23 protein-coding genes are annotated in these 19,401 nt (G+C 71.0%); 9 read left to right on the top strand and 14 right to left on the bottom strand.

Going from position 1 to position 19,401, the window contains the following annotated elements; translation table 11 throughout:
• Nucleotides 1-24: 24 nt before the first annotated feature.
• The gene (locus QYS60_RS14340) at nt 25-1,443 is read right to left on the bottom strand and encodes an ABC transporter substrate-binding protein (RefSeq protein ID WP_371383483.1); all 1,419 of its coding nucleotides are present in this window, start codon (nt 1,441-1,443) and stop codon (nt 25-27) included.
• 275 nt (nt 1,444-1,718) lie between these two features.
• On the opposite strand from QYS60_RS14340, the gene QYS60_RS14335 reads away from it, so the two are divergent.
• The 6 genes from QYS60_RS14335 (at nt 1,719) to QYS60_RS14310 (ending at nt 5,972) form a co-directional block, all read left to right on the top strand.
• On the top strand, nt 1,719-2,927 hold the full coding sequence (locus tag QYS60_RS14335; RefSeq protein ID WP_003937591.1) for an inorganic phosphate transporter: 1,209 nt from the start codon (nt 1,719-1,721) through the stop codon (nt 2,925-2,927).
• Nucleotides 2,924-3,187, top strand: coding sequence for a hypothetical protein (locus tag QYS60_RS14330; protein WP_003937590.1), 264 nt, complete (start codon nt 2,924-2,926; stop codon nt 3,185-3,187). The genes QYS60_RS14335 and QYS60_RS14330 overlap by 4 nt, the downstream gene beginning before the upstream one ends.
• A gap of 40 nt (nt 3,188-3,227) precedes the next feature.
• Complete coding sequence (locus QYS60_RS14325; protein ID WP_289379468.1) at nt 3,228-3,566, top strand: DUF3349 domain-containing protein; 339 nt, start codon at nt 3,228-3,230, stop codon at nt 3,564-3,566.
• Between the two features lie 12 nt (nt 3,567-3,578).
• On the top strand, nt 3,579-3,878 hold the full coding sequence (locus QYS60_RS14320) for a DUF3349 domain-containing protein (protein WP_003937588.1): 300 nt from the start codon (nt 3,579-3,581) through the stop codon (nt 3,876-3,878).
• Nucleotides 3,851-5,017: an o-succinylbenzoate--CoA ligase gene (gene menE / locus QYS60_RS14315; RefSeq protein WP_371383482.1), complete on the top strand. Its 1,167-nt coding sequence runs from the start codon at nt 3,851-3,853 to the stop codon at nt 5,015-5,017. Before QYS60_RS14320 ends, menE begins: the two co-directional genes overlap by 28 nt.
• A gap of 85 nt (nt 5,018-5,102) precedes the next feature.
• Nucleotides 5,103-5,972 (top strand): 1,4-dihydroxy-2-naphthoate polyprenyltransferase, encoded by an 870-nt coding sequence (locus QYS60_RS14310; RefSeq protein ID WP_371383481.1) that lies wholly within the window; start codon nt 5,103-5,105, stop codon nt 5,970-5,972.
• A gap of 19 nt (nt 5,973-5,991) precedes the next feature.
• Here QYS60_RS14310 and QYS60_RS14305 read toward each other — a convergent pair whose 3' ends face one another.
• The 6 genes from QYS60_RS14305 to QYS60_RS14280 all read right to left on the bottom strand — a co-directional run bounded on the left by QYS60_RS14305 (nt 5,992) and on the right by QYS60_RS14280 (nt 9,515).
• Nucleotides 5,992-6,375 carry a phage holin family protein gene (locus QYS60_RS14305; protein WP_371383480.1) on the bottom strand — a complete coding sequence of 128 codons (384 nt, stop codon included), beginning with the start codon at nt 6,373-6,375 and terminating at the stop codon, nt 5,992-5,994.
• A gap of 51 nt (nt 6,376-6,426) precedes the next feature.
• Nucleotides 6,427-6,981 carry a Clp protease N-terminal domain-containing protein gene (locus QYS60_RS14300; RefSeq protein WP_371383479.1) on the bottom strand — a complete coding sequence of 185 codons (555 nt, stop codon included), beginning with the start codon at nt 6,979-6,981 and terminating at the stop codon, nt 6,427-6,429.
• A 6-nt stretch (nt 6,982-6,987) separates the two neighbouring features.
• Entirely contained in the window at nt 6,988-7,203 is a 216-nt protein-coding gene (locus QYS60_RS14295; RefSeq protein WP_003937583.1) for a hypothetical protein, read from the bottom strand.
• Nucleotides 7,204-7,271: 68 nt separating this feature from the next.
• Nucleotides 7,272-8,009, bottom strand: a complete 738-nt coding sequence (locus QYS60_RS14290) for a lysophospholipid acyltransferase family protein (protein ID WP_371383478.1) — start codon at nt 8,007-8,009, stop codon at nt 7,272-7,274.
• Between the two features lie 64 nt (nt 8,010-8,073).
• Nucleotides 8,074-9,165 carry a PLP-dependent cysteine synthase family protein gene (locus tag QYS60_RS14285; protein WP_371383477.1) on the bottom strand — a complete coding sequence of 364 codons (1,092 nt, stop codon included), beginning with the start codon at nt 9,163-9,165 and terminating at the stop codon, nt 8,074-8,076.
• A complete protein-coding gene (locus QYS60_RS14280) occupies nt 9,162-9,515 on the bottom strand; it encodes a DUF4229 domain-containing protein (RefSeq protein ID WP_003937580.1) in 354 nt (117 codons plus the stop codon). Before QYS60_RS14280 ends, QYS60_RS14285 begins: the two co-directional genes overlap by 4 nt.
• 162 nt (nt 9,516-9,677) lie before the next feature.
• Between QYS60_RS14280 and QYS60_RS14275 the strand changes: the two genes are divergently transcribed.
• Nucleotides 9,678-9,890, top strand: a complete 213-nt coding sequence (locus tag QYS60_RS14275; RefSeq protein ID WP_289379462.1) for a BldC family transcriptional regulator — start codon at nt 9,678-9,680, stop codon at nt 9,888-9,890.
• A gap of 123 nt (nt 9,891-10,013) precedes the next feature.
• Nucleotides 10,014-10,217 (top strand): hypothetical protein, encoded by a 204-nt coding sequence (locus QYS60_RS14270; protein ID WP_003937578.1) that lies wholly within the window; start codon nt 10,014-10,016, stop codon nt 10,215-10,217.
• A gap of 334 nt (nt 10,218-10,551) precedes the next feature.
• On the opposite strand, the gene QYS60_RS14265 is transcribed toward QYS60_RS14270, so the two are convergent.
• Genes QYS60_RS14265 through hemL form a run of 7 tightly spaced genes read right to left on the bottom strand, consistent with a single transcriptional unit; the run spans nt 10,552 to nt 17,750 of the window.
• Nucleotides 10,552-11,601, bottom strand: a complete 1,050-nt coding sequence (locus QYS60_RS14265) for a MinD/ParA family protein (protein ID WP_371383509.1) — start codon at nt 11,599-11,601, stop codon at nt 10,552-10,554.
• Complete coding sequence (gene ccsB / locus QYS60_RS14260) at nt 11,598-12,578, bottom strand: c-type cytochrome biogenesis protein CcsB (protein WP_003937576.1); 981 nt, start codon at nt 12,576-12,578, stop codon at nt 11,598-11,600. The genes QYS60_RS14265 and ccsB overlap by 4 nt, the downstream gene beginning before the upstream one ends.
• Nucleotides 12,575-14,254 carry a cytochrome c biogenesis protein ResB gene (locus QYS60_RS14255; protein ID WP_371383476.1) on the bottom strand — a complete coding sequence of 560 codons (1,680 nt, stop codon included), beginning with the start codon at nt 14,252-14,254 and terminating at the stop codon, nt 12,575-12,577. Before QYS60_RS14255 ends, ccsB begins: the two co-directional genes overlap by 4 nt.
• Nucleotides 14,251-15,111, bottom strand: coding sequence for a cytochrome c biogenesis CcdA family protein (locus tag QYS60_RS14250; protein ID WP_289377867.1), 861 nt, complete (start codon nt 15,109-15,111; stop codon nt 14,251-14,253). Before QYS60_RS14250 ends, QYS60_RS14255 begins: the two co-directional genes overlap by 4 nt.
• A 1-nt stretch (nt 15,112) precedes the next feature.
• Nucleotides 15,113-15,730, bottom strand: coding sequence for a TlpA disulfide reductase family protein (locus QYS60_RS14245; RefSeq protein WP_003937573.1), 618 nt, complete (start codon nt 15,728-15,730; stop codon nt 15,113-15,115).
• Nucleotides 15,727-16,377: a histidine phosphatase family protein gene (locus QYS60_RS14240; RefSeq protein WP_003937572.1), complete on the bottom strand. Its 651-nt coding sequence runs from the start codon at nt 16,375-16,377 to the stop codon at nt 15,727-15,729. The genes QYS60_RS14245 and QYS60_RS14240 overlap by 4 nt, the downstream gene beginning before the upstream one ends.
• A gap of 50 nt (nt 16,378-16,427) precedes the next feature.
• Nucleotides 16,428-17,750, bottom strand: coding sequence for a glutamate-1-semialdehyde 2,1-aminomutase (gene hemL, locus QYS60_RS14235; RefSeq protein WP_371383475.1), 1,323 nt, complete (start codon nt 17,748-17,750; stop codon nt 16,428-16,430).
• Nucleotides 17,751-17,831: 81 nt separating this feature from the next.
• On the opposite strand from hemL, the gene QYS60_RS14230 reads away from it, so the two are divergent.
• Nucleotides 17,832-19,400, top strand: coding sequence for an ATP-binding protein (locus QYS60_RS14230; protein ID WP_371383474.1), 1,569 nt, complete (start codon nt 17,832-17,834; stop codon nt 19,398-19,400).
• The last annotated feature ends 1 nt before the right edge of the window (nt 19,401 follow it).

The following is a 19,401-nucleotide window of genomic DNA, read 5'->3' as shown; positions in this document are numbered from 1 at the left end:
GCCCCGCCGGTCGGAGCAGGCCGGTCAGTCCTGCGGCGCGAGCACGTTCGGGTTCATGAACTTGGTGGCGATCCGGTCCGGACCCAGTTCGGTGCCCCACGTCTCGGGTGCGGTGGCGACGAGGTAGGAGTCGTTGCATTCGAACTCGGCGGAGGACTGCGGGAACGCCTGCGTGTACGCGTCGCCCTTCAGCGAGACCACCAGTCCGCACTTGGCGGGCATGTTGGCGCCGGGATCGGTGACGGCGTGCAGACCGCCGCCGTCCCACTCGTGGATCTGCGAGAGCTCGTTGATCATGCACTGCCGGGTCAGGTCCGACCCGCACTCCTTGGCCGCGGTCGCCCACAGCAGGAACGACGACGTCGCCTGCATGCCGAGCAGCGCGGTCTTGCCGCCCTGCTCCTCGACGAGGTCGACGTACTGCTGCACCGCCGGCACCTTGTCGGCGTTCTCGAGCATCTGGAAGCCCATGCCCGCATACAGGTTGTCGAGCAGGCCGCCGGCGTTGGCCTCCTTGACGGTCTCGCCGTACCAGGTGGCCTCACCCATCAGGACAGGATCGATGCCGACCTGGCCGAGTGCCTTGAAGAAGTTCAGTTCGTTCGGCACGGGCGACCGGGAGGTCCACAGGCCCTCGACGCCGCACTCCTTGAACTTCTCGGCGAACGGGACGTAGCTGGCCTCGCCGTCGTAGTTGATGGTGACGCCGCAGTTCTTCAGCTCGAATCCTGCGGCCTCGGCGATCGAGCGCACCTTCGTCAGGGACGTGACGATCGTCGGCATCGTGCTGCCGACGAGGTCGAACTTGTCCTTCAGGTCCGGCCGCAGCTGCGCCAGCTGGAACCAGGCCGAGCCGTTGGCGTAGTCCACGGGGAACGGCACGCCCTGGTAGGTCATCGGCCCGTTGGCCGCTTCCGGCGAGACGGTGAACCCGGGGACCGCCGCGAGGTTGCAGGCCACGCGGGTCTGCTCGGCGGTCTGGTCCATCGCGAAGCCGTGACCGACCAACATGAACTCGGAGCGGCACGCGTCCTGCATGACCGAGTTGGCCTGGGTCATCGCTGCGTCGTAGTCGGTGCCGACGATGGTGCGCCCGTTGATGCCGCCCTGGGCGTTGCACCAGTCGATCATCGCGGAGACGGCGTCGGACATCTCCTTGTTCAGGCCGGGGCTCTTGGCGTAGCCGCGATCGTCGCCGTAGCCGATCCTGATCTCGGTGTCGGTCACGCCCTGGTCGGTGGCACCTGTGGCGTCGCCTTCGCCGCACGGCGAGTCCAGGGTGCCGAACTTGTCCACCGCGAGGGTGTCGGCCGCGGCAGCTCCGGTGCCGCCGGTGCCGGCCCCGCCCGACGGGTCGGCGCCGCGTTCGCCGGCACAGGCCGAGAGCAACGCCACAGAGGCCGTGAGCGCCAGCACGGACCTGGCGAGTGTGTGCTTGTTCAAGGTCGGGTGTCTCCTTCGTCACAGCAACCCCTGTCCGGCGGTCGGCTCGGGAGGGGTGGTGCGGCGAAAGCTAGCCAGGGCCGCGGAGGCCGTGACGTGGGATTCCCGGTCAGTGAGACCTACCGTGAAGTCGGTCACACGTCCATCGGTGAGTGAAACTCCGCACAGCGGGGAACCGGCGCGGGCACGCTGCCACCGGCGGAGCCGTCGAGGTGTCGGTGTTCACCGAACCGTCGCTGTACTTTTACCCACCGGCTACCTCACAATCGGCAGATGTGACCGCAGAGCTTGTCGTCCTCCTGGTGGTGGTAGTCACTGCCCTCGCATTCGACTTCACCAACGGCTTCCACGACACCGGGAACGCGATGGCGACATCGATCGCCACCGGCGCCCTGAAACCGAAGGTCGCGGTCGCCCTCTCCGCCTCGCTCAACCTGATCGGCGCATTCCTGTCGGTCGAGGTTGCCGCGACGGTCGCCAAGGGGGTGGTCAACCTCGACAGCACCGGCGGCGAGGCCCTGTTGCTCATCGTGTTCGCCGGGCTCGTCGGCGGCATCCTCTGGAACCTCGCGACGTGGCTGTTCGGCCTGCCGTCGAGCTCGTCGCACGCACTGTTCGGCGGCCTCATCGGCGCGGCCCTGGCGTCGCTCGGCATCAACGGCGTGGTGTGGGACGGGGTGATCGGCAAGGTGATCATTCCGGCGCTGCTGGCGCCGGTGGTCGCAGCACTCGTCGCCACCGTGGGCACCTGGTCGGTGCACCGCATCACCCGCGCGGTGCCCGACGAGACCCGCGGGCACGGCTTCCGCATCGGCCAGATCGGCTCGGCCTCGCTGGTCTCGCTCGCGCACGGCACCAACGACGCACAGAAGACCATGGGCGTGATCTTCCTGGCGCTCGTCGCGCACGGCAGCATCACCGCCGACGCGGAGATGCCGTTCTGGGTGAAGTTCTCCTGCGCCGTCGCGATCGCCCTGGGCACGTACCTCGGCGGCTGGCGCATCATCCGCACCCTCGGCAAGGGGCTGGTGGAGATCGCACCCCCGCAGGGCATGGCGGCCGAATCGTCGTCGGCCGCGATCATCCTCACCTCGAGCCACTTCGGCCTGCCCCTGTCGACCACCCACGTGGCGACCGGGTCGATCCTGGGGTCCGGACTCGGCACCCGGTCGGCGAACGTGCGCTGGGGCGTCGCCGGCCGCATGGCCGTCGCCTGGCTGATCACCCTGCCGTCGGCGGCCCTCGTCGGCGCCCTGTGCTGGGGGCTGGCCCATCTGATCGGCGGCCTGCCGGGTGTGGTGGTGGTGTTCGCGGTGCTGTGCGCGCTGTCGCTGCTGATGTACGTGCGCTCGCGCCGGCAGCCGATCGACGCCTCCAACGTCACCGCGGAGTGGGACGGCAAACTCGCTCCCGCGCAAACTCCGGTCCCGGCGCCCGAGGACGTGCCGGCCGCACCGACCACTCCCACGGAGGGACGCAAGTGACCCTGTTGACGAACACCCTCGGCTCGTTGTGGCAGGTCGTCCTCGTCGGACTCTTCTTCGGGGCGGGCCTGCCGGCCGTCTTCGCCCTCGGCATGCGCTCGCTCGTGGCGGGCCGCGCCGGTGAGCAGGCCCGGCCGAACCCGCTCGGCACCGCCGGCGCCGTCGTCTGCTTCGCCGTCGTGCTGATCGCGATCGTCGCGGGGATACTGTTGCTGGCTTCGGATTTCCTGTCGAGCACCTTCGGCCTCGACATCTTCTGAGCCACCACTGACCCTCCGCCCGTCCCACGAAAGAACGACATTGCCCAAGTACTCGCTCCGCTCGGTCCTCGACTGGCTGCGCGCCGGCTACCCGGAAGGCATCCCGGCCAAGGATCACTTCGCGCTGCTCGCCGTGCTGCGACGGCGTCTGACGGACGAGGAGATCGCCGAAGTGTGCGAGATGTCGATCGCCACGGCCCACGAGCATCCCGAGCGCCACGTCGACTACGACACGCTGAAGCAGATCATCGCCGGCGTGCTCCACGAGGAACCGGCGGAGGAGGACCTCGAACGAGTCGCCGGACACCTCGCCGCGGGAGGCTGGCCGGTGGTCGCCGAGGACGGGACCGTGGTGACCGCCGACGTCGGGACGAACTGAGGAGGTGCCCCCGTGACGCTTCCGCCGTTCCTCACCTCCATCATCGAATGGCTGCGTGCCGGCTACCCGGAGGGCGTGCCGGAACAGGACTATGTGCCGCTGTTCGCGCTGCTCAGCCGGCGGCTGTCGGAGGACGAGGTCGACCAGGTCGCGCACGCCCTCGTCGACGAGGGTGACCTGCCCATCTCGAAGACGGACATCGCGGTTCTGATCACGAAGATCACCAACGAGATGCCCCTCGAAGAGGACATCGATCGGGTGCGCCGGCACCTCGAGACCGGAGGGTGGCCGCTCACCGGCCCCGCCTCGTGAACCTCGAGGTGCTGCCCGTCCCCTCCGGCGACGCCGTGCCGGAGGTGCTGCCCGCACTCCGCCGCATGCTCGACGGCGACGGACCGGCCCTGCTCCCGGTGCCGGCCGCCGACGACCGGGAGATCCGGCGACTGACCGGGGCCCTGCACCCCGGCGAACCCGTCGACGACGGCATCGGCCTCGTCGTGGCCACCTCGGGGACCACAGGCACCCCGAAGGGTGCCCAGTTGACCGCCGCAGCGTTGCGGGCCAGCGGTGACGCCACGCACGAACGTCTCGGCGGGCCCGGCTCGTGGCTGCTGGCGCTGCCCGCCCACCACATCGCCGGCCTGCAGGTGCTGCTGCGGGGCCTGCTGGCGGGAACCAGGCCCGTGGTGATCGACGTCGCCGACGGTTTCGATCCGGGCCGGTTGCCCGCGGCGGTCGCCGCGATGCCCGCCGGGCGGCGCTACACGTCGCTGGTGCCCACCCAGCTGATCAAGGCCCTCGATGACCCGGCTGCCGTCGCGGCCCTCGCCGGCCTGGATGCGATCCTGCTGGGCGGTGCCGCCACTCCCGCCCCGGTCCTGCGCCGGGCGCGGGACGCCGGGATCACCGTGGTCCGCACCTACGGGATGAGCGAGACGTGCGGCGGGTGCGTGTACGACGGAGTCCCGCTGGCCGGGACCACGGTCCGGGTCGACGAGCAGTCCCGGGTGTGGCTCGGCGGGGCCACCCTCGCCCGCGGCTACCGCGGTCTGCCCGACCATCCGGCGTTCGCGGAGCCCGGCTGGTTCCGCACGGACGACGCGGGCGAACTCACCGACGGGGTCCTGCGCATCCTGGGGCGCCTGGACGAGGCCGTCACCACCGGCGGTCTCACCGTCGTGCCGCAGGTCGTCGAGGCCGTCCTGCTCGAGCACCCCACGGTGCGCGAGTGCGCCGTGATCGGCCTGCCCGATCCCCGGCTCGGGCAGCGGGTGGCGGTCGTCGTCGTTCCGGAGGCCGGCGCCTCCCCCACGCTGGACGAACTGCGAACCTGGACGAGCGCATCGCTGGACGTCACCGCGGCACCGCGGGCGCTGTACGTCGTCCCCGCTCTGCCGTTGCGCGGCCCCGGCAAGGTGGACCGGCGGGCGCTGGTGGCCCGGTTCTCGTAGGTCGGCCCGTCTCGGCCGGGCGAGTGGATCGGTCATCTCCTCGGCCCGACGGGATGGCACATTCGCTCGATGGCAGGATCGACGCATGGCAACCGCTGGTCAATGGCTCGAAGGCGCCCGTCCGCGCACACTTCCCAACGCGATCGCCCCGGTCGTCGCCGGCACCGGCGCCGCGGCCGCGCTCGACGGCGTGGTGTGGTGGAAGGCTCTCCTGGCGTTGGTGGTCGCCCTCGCGCTGATCGTCGGGGTCAACTACGCCAACGACTACTCCGACGGCATCCGTGGGACCGACGACGACCGGGTCGGCCCGCTGCGGCTGGTGGGCTCGGGCGCGGCGGCGCCGTCGGCGGTCAAGCGGGCCGCGTTCGCGTGCTTCGGTGTGGGCGCGACCGCCGGGATCGTGCTGGCGATCACGAGCGCCTGGTGGCTGCTGCTGGTGGGCGCGGTGTGCATCGCCGGTGCCTGGTACTACACCGGGGGTCGGAGCCCCTACGGCTACAGCGGGTTCGGCGAGGTCGCGGTGTTCGTGTTCTTCGGGCTCGTCGCCGTGCTGGGCACGCAGTTCGTGCAGGCCGGCCGGATCGACTGGGTCGGGCTGGCGTGCGCGGTGGCGGTGGGCTCGTTCTCGAGTGCGGTGCTGGTGGCCAACAACCTGCGCGACATCCCCACCGACACCGTCTCGGGCAAGCGCACGCTCGCGGTGCGGCTGGGCGACCCGCGGACCCGGACGCTGCACCTGATCCTGCTGGCCGTGCCGTTCGTGGCGTCGCTGGCCCTGGTGGCGCGCACGCCGTGGGCGCTGGCGGGCCTGCTCGCGCTGCCGCTCGCGGTGCGCGCCCACGCACCCGTGCGCTCCGGTGGTCTCGGCATGCACCTGATCCCGGCGCTGCGGGATTCGGGCGTGGCGATGCTGGCGTGGGCCGTCGCGACCGCGGCGGCGCTGTTCGTCGCCTGAGCGGTCGCGCCCGGAAACGTCACTTCCGGTCGGGCACCAGCAGGCCGAGCGCCCAGTTGACGATCGAGATGATCAGGGCGCCCCAGAACGCGGTCCAGAAGCCCTCGACGGTCAGACCGTAGTCGGTGAACTCGCTCAGCCATGCGGTGAGCATGAGCATCAGCGCGTTCACGACGAGGGTGAACAGGCCCAGCGTCAGGATGAGCAGCGGGAGCGACAGCAACTGCACCAGCGGCTTGACGAAGGCGTTGACGACGGTGAAGACGAGCGCGATCACCAGCAGCGCGACGATCTCGTTGGTGGCACCGGTGCCGGACCCCGTGAAGTCGATGCCGGAGACCCACTGGGCCGCCAGCCAGATGGCGACGGCGTTGAGGACCAGTCGGACCAGGAAGTTGATCATGCCGACACTGTTCCACATCCGGCTCCCGCGGCGCGGTCGCAGACTCGGACGTCAGGCCGCCCGGCCCCGGTAGTCGCGCAGACGGTCGCGCAGGACCTTGCGAGAGACGTGTGACTCGACCAGGGTGCAGGCACGTTCGTCGTCGGAACGCAGGATCCCGAGCAGCAAGTGCTCGCAGCCGATGACGCGGTCCCGGCGCGCGAGAGCTTCCCGCAGGGCGAGCTGCAAGGACTTCTTCGCGGCCGGATCGAACGGCATGTGCCGCGCGAACGGCCCCAGCCGGCCCCCGCCGGGTCCGCGGTCGAGGACGCCCTCGCCGAAGCTCTCCTCCAGCCTGGCCCGGACGGAATCGAGGTCGATGCCGATGGCTCCGAGGGCGGCGGCGTCCTCGTCGCCGAGCATCCCGGCGTCCCGCGCCAGTTCGCTGCGCACGGTCCCGGCGGTGAGCCCCAGGTCGGCGAGCAGGTCACGGAGCGTCACGTCCGCGGTGCCGAGGACGCCGAGCAGCAGGTGGGCCGGCGTGATTCGTCGGGCGTCCAGCTCCCGGGCCTCCTCCTGCGCGGTGACGACGGCGGCTCGCGCGCCGGCGGTGAATCGTTCGAACACGGCGGATCACCCACGCTTCCGGTTGTACTTCTGATGGACGGCCTGCCTGCTCACCTCGAGTGCGTCGGCGATCGCCTGCCACGACCAGCCCTGTCGGCGGGCGTTGTCGACCTGGATCGCCTCGAGCCGCTCGAGCAACCGTCGCAGGGCGCGCACGGCCCGCAGCCCCTCTGCGGGGTCGGGGCTTCCGGCGGCGGCGGCGAGTGTGGTGGCCTCGGTCATGACGTCAATTTACGTTGACATCCGACGAACGTCAACAGAAGTTGACAGGCCGGGTCCGGCCGAGCTGATCAGTACCGCGCGACGGCAGCGTCCACGGCACGCTGCAGTTCGTCCTGCACCAGGCGCGTGACGTCGCGGACCTTGCCGTCGAGGTCGGTGACCGGGCCGGTGAGGAACACACTCGCCGGGCGCGACGGGTCCTTGCCCGGCCCGTACCCGATCCCGACGCACACCAGGGCGGGTCGCGCCCCCAGGTCGCGCGCCCGGCGGACGATGTGGCCGATGCCGGTTCCGAGCGGCTGCAACCGCGTCGGGTCGCCCTCGTTGCAGGTGCCCTCCGGGAAGATCGCGACGCTGTCGCCGTGATGCAGCCGGGCGGCGGAGACGTCCATCATCCGGCGTCCGGCGTCGGAGACCGCCCGTAGGCCGTGATTCTTGGCCCGGAAGACCGGGATCCCGCCCATCATGTCGATCTTGCGGCGCTGCGACTCGTCGGCGAACAGCTCGTCCTTCGCCAGCACCCGCGTCCTGCCGATCACCGGGCGCAGCGGCGAGCGCCACGCCGTCGCCGCGAGGACGTACTGATCGCTGTGGGTCAGATGGTTGGCGACGATCAGGAGGGGCGTCCGAGCCCGGATGAGTTCCCGGAGGCGATCGCGGACGTCCCGGGCGTAGTGCACCCGGGGGCGATACCGGGCGGCGAGCAGGGCGTAGGCGGCCTGGGCGACGGGCCGGTTCTGCCGGTGCCCGAGGTAGAAGTCGTAGACGGCTTCGTAGTTGTCCAGGGACACGGCGGGACGTTCCATGTCCTCACGATACCGAACCTACGCAACCGTAGGCTACGGGCTCGTAAGGTCCGGATGGCGGGGATCACGCCCGCCATCTGCCGGTGGCCGTGAACTCCTCGAGCGTCGCAGCGGGGCCCGTCAGGTCCAGACCCTCGCCGGCCACCCAGTCGTCGTCGAAATAGGTGCCCGCGTAGCGCTCCCCGCCGTCGCACAGCAGGGTGACGACGCTGCCGCACCGGCCGTCGGCGATCATCGCCGCGATCAGACCGAACGCACCCCAGAGATTTGTCCCGGTCGAGCCCCCGACGCGGCGGCCCAGGGCCTCGCTCGCGTGCCGCATCGCGGCGATCGACGCGGCGTCCGGCACCCGGATCATCCGATCCACCACCTGACCGACGAACGACGGCTCCACCCGGGGCCGGCCGATGCCCTCGATACGCGACGGCATGCCCGTCGTGTAGTCCACCGAGCCCGTCTCGTACCCGCCGTAGAACGCGGAATTCTCGGGATCGACGACGGCCAGCCGGGTACGGTGCCGGCGATACCGGATGTACCGGCCGACCGTGGCGCTGGTGCCGCCGGTGCCGGCGCCGACGACGATCCACTCCGGGATCGGATGCTCCTCGAGCTGCAGCTGGGTGAAGATCGATTCGGCGATGTTGTTGTTGCCGCGCCAGTCGGTGGCTCGTTCCGCGTGCGTGAACTGGTCCATGTAGTGACCGCCCAGCTCGGCGGCGAGCCGGCGCGCCTCGGTATAGATCTCCGGCGGCCGGTCGACGAAGTGGCACCGTCCACCCTGCGCCTCGATGAGTGCGACCTTCGCCGGGCTGGTACTCCGCGGCATCACCGCGACGAAGTCGAGGCCGAGCAGCTTGGCGAAGTACGCCTCGCTGACGGCAGTCGAGCCGGAAGACGCCTCGATGATCGGGGTGTCCGCGCGCACCCAGCCGTTGCAGATGGCGTAGAGGAACAGCGATCGCGCGAGCCGGTGCTTCAAACTGCCGGTGATGTGCGTGGACTCGTCCTTGAGGTACAGCTGCACCCCCCACTCGGGGGGCAGCGGATAGCGCAGGAGATGCGTGTCGGCGCTGCGCTGGGAGTCGGCTTCGATCAGCTGGACGGCACGATCCACCCACTCCCGCGACGCACTGCGGTCGACGACGCCTTCACTCACCTACGATCCTCGCCGCGCAGCCGGGACTGGAGGTCGGCCCGGTCGGCGCGGCGACGCGCGTCGACGGACGCGATGCCCGCGTTCACCCGGCGGCGCAGGGGCGCGAACACGACGAGCGAGAGCGGCAGCGCGATCAGCACCGCGAAGAGCGCAGCGACCAGCAGGGGGATCTCCACCCCGAACAGACGGGGAAGGTAGAGGATCACCACGGCGAGCACGAGGACGAGGAGCAGGCGGGCCAGCGAATAGAGGGCGACGTCCCGGGCCAAGGTGCCTCTGTCGGTGCCGGCGTTGCCGGGCCGGCCGGGATTTCCGGGCTGGTCAGGGCGGTTCTGCGATGCTTCACTCACCTGTCCAGGGTAACCGCCGCGGGCAGCGGTCCATCTGGTCGACCGTCCGTTTTGTCTATTACTTCCGCTTTACCAACGGTAGACCGTTCGAGCAACCAGGGTATTCGGTGTCAACATGGCCACGACGATCCGAACGAGACGAAACACCCGGAAGGACCATCGATGAGCGCACCCGCATTCAACGGCGCGAAGGAATCCCTGCTGACCCCCGGCCAGGTCGCGGCCCTGTTCCACGTGGACCCGAAGACGGTCACCCGCTGGGCTCACGCCGGCCGGCTCGGCTCGCTGCGTACCCCGGGCGGTCATCGCCGCTTCCGGGAGTCCGAGGTGCTGGCGCTGCTGCGCTCCCTCACCACCGAAGCCACCCCCCGCTGACCGGGCCGCACTCCTGATCGGGGACCGGGGGCGCACCGACACCCTCGCCGCTACGAATAGACTGAAAGAGCAGGCCCGGCCGGCCACGGAAACGCCGGCGGACTGCTCGCGGCGAGGAGGTGCGTGGTGCTCTACCTGTTGGCCATAGTCGGTGCCCTCACGATTGCGGTGCTGCTGTGGAAGGCGTTCGGTCCCGGACTTCGCTCCCAGCCGACCCGCGTGATCGGCCCCGACGACGACCCGGACTTCCTGTGGGAGGTCGACCGGCAGTTCCGTCGCAATTCCACCGACGGCACCCCCGGCCCCGAGCAGGACCCCGGAGACTGACCCTCGGACCGCGGCGCCCGCTCCGTCGCTGCGCTCGCGGCGGAGCGACCCCGTCGCTGCGCTCGCCTGCGGTTCTCTCCCGTCGCTGCGCTCGCCTGCGGTTCTCTCCCGTCGCTGCGCTCGCCTGCGGTTCTCTCCCGTCGCTGCGCTCGCCTGCGGTTCTCTCCCGTCGCTGCGCTCGCCTGCGGTTCTCTCCCGTCGCTGCGCTCGCCTGCGGTTCTCTCCCGTCGCTGCGCTCGCCTGCGGTTCTCTCCCGTCGCTGCGCTCGCCTGCGGTTCTCTCCCGTCGCTGCGCTCGCCTGCGGTTCTCTCCCGTCGCTGCGCTCGCCCGGGGGTCATCTCCCGCCGGCGGGCCGGCCCAGGTCACCTCGCCGCGGAAAGTCGGCGGCGACTCCCGCCGCCAGTTCCAGCAGCGCCCGCCGGGTGCGTGGCTGCAGCCGGGCCAGGTCGACCTCCGCGCCCTCCTCGAGGTGCGGATCGAACGGTAGTACGTGGACGCCGCGGCAGCGCCGGGCGAAGTGCTCGACCAGCCGGTCCACGTCCACCTTGCCGGACCGGGGCCGCACGGCGTTGACCACCGCCACCGAGCGGGCCACCAGGTCCCGGTAGCCGTGCGCGTCGAGCCAGTCCAGCGTCGCCGAGGCACTGCGCGCCCCGTCCACCGATCCGGAACTGACCACCACCAGCGTGTCCGCGTTCTCGAGGATCGCCCGCATCGCCGAGTGCATCAGTCCCGTGCCGCAGTCGGTGAGCACGATGGTGTGGAACCGTTCGAGGACGGCCAGCGTCCGCTCGTAGTCCCGCGCACTGAACGCTTCCGAGACGGCCGGATCGCTGTCCGAGGCTAGCACCTCGAGCCGGTGCCGATTCTGTGACGTATGGGCCCGGACATCGCTGTAGCGACGGATGCGCGCCTCGTCGCGCAGCAGGGTACGCACGGTTCCCGAGGCCCGGTCGGCGACCTTCTGGCTGAGCGTCCCCCGGTCGGGATTGGCGTCCACCGCGACCACCCGGTCGCCCCGCAGGGACGCGAATGTGGATCCGAGCGTGACCGTGACGGTGGTCTTTCCCACCCCGCCCTTCAGACTCAGCAGCGCGATCCGGTAGCAGCCCCGGAGCGGTCCGCGCACCTGCTCTGTCAACTCACGCCGCTGCCGGTCCCGTCGGCCGTCGCCGGGATCGATGCGCCCGCCGGTGCCGCGGTACACGGCCCGGCGCCACCCCCGCGCGGGCGCCGACTGCACCCGGTTCACGAGCAGCGACGCGTCCAGATCCCGCGCCGACGGTTGTGCTGTCCCCGCCCGCTCGCTCTCCTGCGGCACCACGCTGTCGTCCCCCGTCCCCGGTCCCCCACGGCCCGGCCGACGCGGACGATAACAGATCAGTTCAGGCCGGCGTACGAATGCAGACCGGAGACGACCATGTTGATGATGAAGAGGTTGAACAGCATGGCGACGAACCCGGCGACGTTGATCCAGGCCGCGCGGGTGTTGCGCCAGCCCGACGTCGCGCGGGCGTGCAGGTACGCCGCGTAGATCACCCAGGTGATGAAGGAGACGGTCTCCTTGGGATCCCAGCCCCAGAACCGGCCCCACGCGGCCTCGGCCCAGATCGCGCCCAGGATGATGCCGGCACCGAACAGCGGGAACCCGATGATGGTGGTGCGGTAGGCGAGACGGTCCAGGGTCTGCGCGTCGGGCAGGCGTTCGGCGATCCGGCCGAACACGCCGCGGCCTTCCTCGCCCTTCGGGAACCGGATGCGCAGCAGGAACAGCAGGCTGGCGACGCCGGAGACCAGGAAGATGCCGCTGCCGACGCTGATGATGGTCACGTGGATGGGCAGCCAGAACGACTGCAGGGCGGGCACGACGGGGGCGGCGTCGGCGTACAGCACGGTCGCCGCGAGGAACATCAGGATCAGCACCGGCACGAGCAGGTAGACCCACATGATCCGGTAGGCCGGCTTGCGCAGCACCACCAGCCCGAACAGCACCGCCGCGGCGCATGCCATGGCCACGAACTCGTACATGTTGCCGAGCGGGAAGCGCTCGGTGGACAGCCCGCGCAGCACGATCGACGTCACCTGCAGGGCAGCCACCACGACGACGAGTGCGCGCCCCATGTTGCCGAGACGCTCGGACAGCGTCCGGCCCTGCACCTCCGCCACCCGGCCCGGTCCGGCCGGCTCCGACGGCGGTTCGGCAGCGCCCACGGCGACGAGCTTGCGCTCGCGCTCGGCGACGAGGTCGGCCCGGTGCGACGCGTACTCGGCGATCAGCAGCACCAGCGCCAGCACCAGCACCGCGAACGCCGATTCGAACGCCCAGTCGCTGTACTGCGCGAGGGTCTCGTTGAGGGTCATGCCTTCTTCTCCTGTGCTGCCTTCGCACGTGCGGTCGTGTCGTCGCCGAGCAGTCGGCCGGTCAGACGCTCGAACTCGTCACCCCATCCGGCCTGATCGGTCCGGGCGAGACCACCGAGTTCTACTACGGTACGTCGTTCCCCGTCGACCACTGTACCGGCCGGGTAGACCCGCACCCAGATCCGGCGGCGCTTGATCACCAGCGACACCAGCAGCCCCGCCATCATCGTGACGGCCGACAGCAGCACCCACGTCTGCGCCGGGTCGTGGGAGACCTGCAGGTTCACGAAGTCGGTCGCGCCGTCGAACCGGATCTGCGTCCCGTCGGCGAGCGTCACGCTCTCCCCCGCATACAGGTTCACACGGTCCTGCTTGACGAGCCGGCCCTGGTTGATCAGCTCGCCGTTCAGGGAGAACAGCGACTGCGGAGTGCCGGTGTCGAGACCCGTGTCGCCCTTGTAGATGTCGATCGCGACGGCGGGATCGGTCAGCGCCGGGTAGCCGGAGGACAACAGGTTGCCGTGGAACACCGCCGTGGGGGCGAACAGTCCCTCGATCGCGATCTGGTTGCGCCGCCGCTCGTCGGCATCCGGGTACATCCCGCCCGGCGGATCGAAGCGCATCGCGCCACTGCTGAGGAAGGTGGTCGCGTCGTCCGGTCGCCACTGCAGCTTCTCGGTGCGGGTCTCGCCGTCGGGCCAGGTCACCGTGAAGGACGGCGCGAAGCCGTGGCCCTGCAGGTAGACGCGGTCGCTGCCGACCCGCAGCGGATGGTTCACCTTCAGCTGGGCCTCGCGCCAGGTGTTCGTCGCCAGGTCGGCCCCCGCCTGGTAGTCGATGTTCGAGGTGAACATCTCGGCCTGGCCGTTGTCGAGATAGTCCGCGGAGAAGTCCTTCACGCGGATGCACATCGGAGTCAGGCCCGTGCCGTCGAGGGTGTTGCCCGCGCGGAAGGAGTCGAACGCCGCCGGCGAGCTGGTGCAGAACTCCTCGCCGTCGGCGACCAGGATGCGCTGGCCCTCGTAGCCGAACAGCTTGCCCACCGCGACGGCGGCGAGCAGCCCCACCAGCGCGAGGTGGAACAGCAGGTTGCCGGCCTCGCGCAGGTATCCCTTCTCCGCCGAGAGGGTGAGTTCCCCGTCGCGCGCGCCCCGGCGGGCGCCCGGCTCGTCGCCGCGCTCGGCGATGCGCCAGCCCCGCAGCTGACCCCGTACCCGGGCGAGCACCTCCTCCGGGGTGCCGTCGACCGTGGCCTCGAGGTGGTGCGGCAGTCGCGACAAGTTGCGCGGCGCCGGCACGGGCCGGGTTCGCAGCGCCCGGTAGTACTCGGTGCAGCGCGGCAGGATGCAGCCGATCAGGGAGACGAACAGCAGCACGTAGATCGCGGTGAACCAGAAGCTGCCGAACACGTCGAACAGCTCCAGCCGGTCCATCAGCGGCCCGAGGGTCGGGCGCGCGGCGATGTACTCGTCGACCTTGCCGGCGTTGAGGCTGCGCTGCGGCAGCAGCGCGCCGGGGATCGCGGCCAGCGCGAGCAGGAACAGCAGCACCAGCGCGGTGCGCATCGACGTCAGGCCGCGCCAGGTGTTGCGGACGAACGCCGCGGCGCGGCCGGCCGGGCCCTGCCGCGGCGGGGTCGGTGACGGTGGGGCGGTGGGTGTGTCGGTGGCCGTCATATCGGGAGCGTGACCTCGGAGATGAAGGCGTCCCGGATCCAGGAGACGAACACGTCCCAGGCGCCGGTGACGAGGGCGATTCCGACGGCCACGAGCATGAAGCCGCCGACGAGCTGGACGGTGCGGGCGTGGGCGCGCAACCAGCCCACCCCGCGCAGGGCCCGGGCGGAGCCCAGCGCGAGAACGACGAAGGGCAGCCCGAGACCGAGGCAGTACGCCACGATGAGCGCGACGCCCCGGGCGGCGGTGGTGCCCTCGGTGCCGGCGGCCAGGGAAATCACCCCGGCGAGGGTGGGGCCGAGGCACGGCGTCCAGCCCAGGGCGAAGACGCCGCCGAGCAGCGGCGCGCCGGCCAGCCCGGAGATTCGCCGGGGTTCGGGGCGGGTGTCGCGCTGCAGGGCCGGGATCAGGCCGACGAACACCAGCCCCATCACGATGGTGACCACCCCGCCGATCCGCATCAGCAGCTCGCGGTTGACGGAGAGCGCGGAGATCGCCCCGAACACCGACGCGGTGGCGAGGACGAACACCACCGTGAATCCGGCGACGAACAGCGCGGCTGCCCCGGCGACGCGTAGCCGGCCGTCGTCGCGGACGGTGGTGGTGCGTCCACGCGCCTCGGCGGCGGTGACCGCCGGCGCCTCGGCGCCCACGACCCCGGCCAGATAGGACAGGTAGCCGGGCACGAGCGGCACCACGCAGGGCGAGGCGAAGGACACCAGCCCGGCCAGCAGGCACGCTCCGAGGGCCAGCAGCAGCGGGCCGGACGAGGCGACCGACTGGAAGGTGTCCCCGATGCCCGCGGCGAGGACGGCCTCGCTCACGAGCGGATTGCTGCTCACGACTGCACCACCCATGTCACTGCTCGGCGGGGGTTTCCGCGGCGATCCGCTCGACGACCGGCTGCAGATCGCTCGCGAGCAGTTCGGTGAGGAAGACCGCCGCGACGCGATGATCACGATCGAGGACGACCGTGGTGGGGACGACCGACGTCGGGTAGTTCGCCCCGAGCGCCAGCAGCGAGCGCATCGACGGGTCGTAGATCGACGGGTAACCGACCCGGTTGTCGACGACGAAGTCCTGGGCCTTGTCGCGCTGGTTGTCGCGGACGTTGATGCCGAGGAACTGCACGCCCTGGTCCTCGGTGGCCTCGTAGACCTGTTCGAGGTCGTCGGCCTCGCTACGGCACGGGGCACACCACTGGCCCCACACGTTGAGCACCACCACCTGGCCGGCGTAGTCGTCGAGCGAGATCGTCTCGCCCTCGTTCATCAGGTCCTCACCCGTGAGCGTCCCGAGGGTGCCGCGTTCGGCGGGCGGGTCGTAGAAGATCCGGGTCTGACCGCCCGGCGAGACGAAGTCGAAGGTGCCGCCGGTGGCGACGGCGTCGTCGCCGGTCGCGCACGAGGTGAGGACGACGCTGCAGGCCAGCGCCGTCGCCGCCAGCGCCGCCCGTCGCGTGGCCCGGCGTCTCATGCGCCGTGGACGGTCGGGTCCGAGGCCCCGGCCGGTTCGGAGTAGACGATGTCGACGAGGGTGTCGCCCTGGTACACCAGCGAGGTCAGCGACGCCAGGCTGCACTGCCGGTGCTGCGGGTTGTGCCACAGCCGTTCCCCTTCGAGGAAGCGGCGCAGGGTCCACACCGGAAGCTGGTGGCTCACGCACACGGCTTCGCGTCCCACGGCTGCGACACGCGCGGCGTTGACCGCGGCCAGCATTCGGTGCGCGATCTGCAGGTAGGGCTCACCCCACGACGGGGTGAACGGATCGCGCAGCTTCCACCAGTGCCGCGGGCGGCGCAGCGCCCCGTCGCCCACGGCCACTCGCAGGCCCTCGAACTGGTTGCCCGCCTCGACGAGGTTCTCGTCCGTCGCCACGGGCAGGCCGTGCTTGTCCGCGATGGGCTGGGCGGTCTGCTGGGCCCGCTCGAGCGGGGAGGCGACGATGTGCGCGATGTCGTGGTCGGCGAGGGCCGAGGCCACCGACCGGGCCTGCGCCTCCCCGGTCACGGACAGCCGGAAACCGGGCAGCCGGCCGTAGAGGATGCCACTGGGGTTGTGCACCTCGCCGTGCCGGAGCACGTGCACGATGGTGCGGGTCTCGGACGGGGCAGGTTCGGTCACGTGGGAGTTCCTCGGGTGTGCGGCGGGTGGACGGCCTGGAAGGGGCGCGCTCAGGCGGTGGCGGCTGCCGCGGCCTTCGCGGCGTGCGGCAGTGCGTCGGCGATGCGGGAGAACGCGTCGTCGTCGAGCGCGGACGAGACGAACCACGTCTCGAACGCGCTCGGCGGGGCGTAGACACCGTGGTCGAGCAGGGCATGGAAGAAGGCCGGGAACCGCCACGTCTGCGCGGCCTTGGCCTGCGCGTAGTCGGTGACCGGCTCCTCGGTGAAGAACACGCTGAGCATGGTGCCGGCGAACTGGACCCGGTGGGCCACGCCCTCCGCCGTCAGTGCCTCACCGATCATCCGTCCGAGGGTGGTGGCGTTGCGGTCGAGCGCGGCGTAGGCGTCGCTGTCGGCGGCGCGCAGGCTGGCGAGGCCGGCCGCGACGGCGACCGGATTGCCCGACAGGGTGCCGGCCTGGTAGACGGGCCCGGCCGGCGCGAGATGAGCCATCACGTCGGCGCGGCCACCGAATGCGGCCGCGGGCAGTCCGCCGCTCATCACCTTGCCGAACGTCATGAGGTCACCGGCGACGCCGTCGATGCCGTACCACCCGGCCGGTCCCGCCCGGAACCCGGTCATCACCTCGTCCATGATCAGCAGCGCGCCGTGCTCGCGGGTCAGCTCGCGCAGACCGGCGTTGAAGCCGGGCACCGGCGGGACGGTGCCCATGTTGCCGGCAGCGGCTTCGGTGATCACCGCCGCGATCTTCCCCGGTTCGGCCGCGAACGCCGCGCGCACCGCCTCGAGGTCGTTGTACGGCAGGACGATGGTGTCCTCGGCCTGAGCGCCCGTCACCCCCGGCGACGTCGGCAGCCCGAAGGTGGCGACGCCGGATCCGGCGTCGGCGAGCAGGGCGTCGACGTGACCGTGATAACAGCCCGCGAACTTGACGATCTTGGTCCGGCCGGTGAATCCGCGCGCCAGCCGCACCGCGCTCATCGTCGCCTCGGTACCGGAATTGACGAGCCGGACCTGCTCGACGGGCTCGACGCGGGCCACGATCTCCTCCGCGAGTTCCACCTCGCCGGCGGTCGGCGCGCCGAACGACAGTCCGGTCGTGGTGGCACTGCGCACCGCGTCGACGACGACCGGGTGCGCATGGCCGAGGATCATCGGCCCCCACGAACACACCAGGTCGACATACGAATTCCCGTCCACGTCGGTCAGCGTGCAGCCCGATGCGGAGGCGACGAAGCGCGGGGTGCCGCCGACCGATCCGAATGCGCGGACCGGAGAGTTCACACCCCCGGGAATCACCTTCGACGCCCGGTCGAACAGTGCGGTGGATACGGAGTCGCGGGCGCGAGATGCATCGGGGGTCGCAGTCACGACCTCCAGTGTCCCAGTTTCGCGGGATTTGCCAAAAGGCGCGGCCCCTGCAACGGCGGTCGTTGCGGTAGGAATGTGACCATGGTCTCGTTCGACGACGTCCGTACCGCCCTCGCCGACCGGTTCCGGGTCGTCACCGCCGCGTTGTCCGCCGACGGACGTGAGGTACTTCTCACCGGACCGGTGGACGTCGGCCTGGAGGTCGGCGGATTCGCGGTCGTCGAACTCGACGACGAGCGCCGTCTCGCCGTGCAGGTCCGCAGCGCGCGCATCGTCGAGCGCGAGGGCGCAGACGTCGACGTCGACGTGGACGAACCGGGTCTGCCGGTGCGCTCCGTGCGCGGCCGCGCCATGGTGCGGACGCTGGCGGGGTCCGCGAGTGTGCTCGGCGTGTTCGGCGACGGCCGGTTCGCCGCCACGCCGGAAGTCGCACCGTTCCCCGAGCGGCATGTGCGGCCGGCCACCGCGGCCGAGACCGCGACGCTCGCGGCCGCCCTGACCGGCACCCTCGACGTCGGCACCCTGCTGCACACCCCGGCCGTGGCCGCGCGGCTGCACCCGGCGGGCTTCGCCCGGCACACCTTCATGTGCGGCCAGTCCGGCTCCGGCAAGACGTACACCACCGGGGCGGTCCTCGAGCGGCTGCTCGCCGCGACGACCCTGCCGATCGTGGTGCTCGATCCCAACTCCGACCACGTGCACCTCGGCCGCCTGCGGGATCCGGAGGACGAGTCCCCCGTCGCGCAGCGGCATCGCCGGGCCGCCGCCGGCGTGCGGGTGGTACGGGCCCGCGGCACCGGCGCCGACCACCTGCTGTGCCTGGATCTGAGCGACCTACCCCTCGTCGCGCAGGCCCTGCTGCTGCGTCTGGACCCGGTGCACGACCTCGACGAGTACTCGGCGCTGCGCCGCGTCACCGCCGCCCTCGACGCCCCCTACTCCGTCGCGGACGTGCGGTCCGCGGCGGCCGCGGACCCTGAGACGGGGCGTCTGGCGACCCGCATCGACAATCTGGGGATCGCGTCGTGGGATCTGTGGCGGCGGGGGGAGGAACGCTCGGCCGCCGAACTCGACGTGAGCGCGGGCCGGTGCTTCGTGATCGATCTCGGCAGCCTGAACACCCCCGGGGAGCGGGCCGCGGTGTCGCTCGGGCTGCTGGGCCGGGTGTGGATGCTGCGACGGCGGCGCCTGCCGATGCTCCTCGTGGTGGACGAGGCCCACAACATCCTGCCGTCGGTCACGGCGGATCCGTTGTTGTCGAGCACCGCGGACCTGGGAGTGCTCATCGCCGGTGAGGGACGCAAGTTCGGGCTGCACCTGTTCGTGGCGACGCAGCGTCCGGGGAAGGTGCATCCGAACGTCGTCTCCCAGTGCGACAACCTGCTCCTGATGCGCATGAACGGCAGCACCGACATCGAGGAGCTGTCCCACCTGTTCTCCCACGTCCCCCCGGCGATGCTGCGCCGCGCCACGACCTTCGGGCTCGGTCAGGCACTGTTCGCCGGGCCGATCGCCCCGACTCCGCTGCTCGCGCGCGTGGGTACCCGGGTCAGTCCGGAAGGGGGCGCGGACGTCCCGACGGACTGGGCGCATGCCGCAGCCGATACCGACGTTCTCACATACCCACACGAAGGGCCCGAATCGTCCTAGT

Source organism: Rhodococcus sp. GXMU-t2271, assembly GCF_041414735.1.
GTDB lineage: Bacteria > Actinomycetota > Actinomycetes > Mycobacteriales > Mycobacteriaceae > Rhodococcus > Rhodococcus indonesiensis.
The sequence above is the reverse complement of the archived record's forward strand: the minus strand, read 5'-3'. Positions and strand labels throughout refer to the sequence as shown.

Excerpts from the sequence above, each read along its gene's own strand:
- QYS60_RS14230 (WP_371383474.1), top strand. The coding sequence starts at position 17,832 with ATGGTCTCGTTCGACGACGTCCGTACCGCCCTCGCCGACCGGTTCCGG.
- QYS60_RS14305 (WP_371383480.1), bottom strand. The coding sequence starts at position 6,375 with ATGATCAACTTCCTGGTCCGACTGGTCCTCAACGCCGTCGCCATCTGG.
- QYS60_RS14255 (WP_371383476.1), bottom strand. The coding sequence starts at position 14,254 with ATGACGGCCACCGACACACCCACCGCCCCACCGTCACCGACCCCGCCG.
- QYS60_RS14275 (WP_289379462.1), top strand. The coding sequence starts at position 9,678 with ATGAGCGCACCCGCATTCAACGGCGCGAAGGAATCCCTGCTGACCCCC.
- QYS60_RS14295 (WP_003937583.1), bottom strand. The coding sequence starts at position 7,203 with ATGACCGAGGCCACCACACTCGCCGCCGCCGCCGGAAGCCCCGACCCC.
- QYS60_RS14250 (WP_289377867.1), bottom strand. The coding sequence starts at position 15,111 with ATGGGTGGTGCAGTCGTGAGCAGCAATCCGCTCGTGAGCGAGGCCGTC.
- QYS60_RS14245 (WP_003937573.1), bottom strand. The coding sequence starts at position 15,730 with ATGAGACGCCGGGCCACGCGACGGGCGGCGCTGGCGGCGACGGCGCTG.
- QYS60_RS14290 (WP_371383478.1), bottom strand. The coding sequence starts at position 8,009 with ATGGAACGTCCCGCCGTGTCCCTGGACAACTACGAAGCCGTCTACGAC.
- QYS60_RS14310 (WP_371383481.1), top strand. The coding sequence starts at position 5,103 with ATGGCAACCGCTGGTCAATGGCTCGAAGGCGCCCGTCCGCGCACACTT.
- ccsB (WP_003937576.1), bottom strand. The coding sequence starts at position 12,578 with ATGACCCTCAACGAGACCCTCGCGCAGTACAGCGACTGGGCGTTCGAA.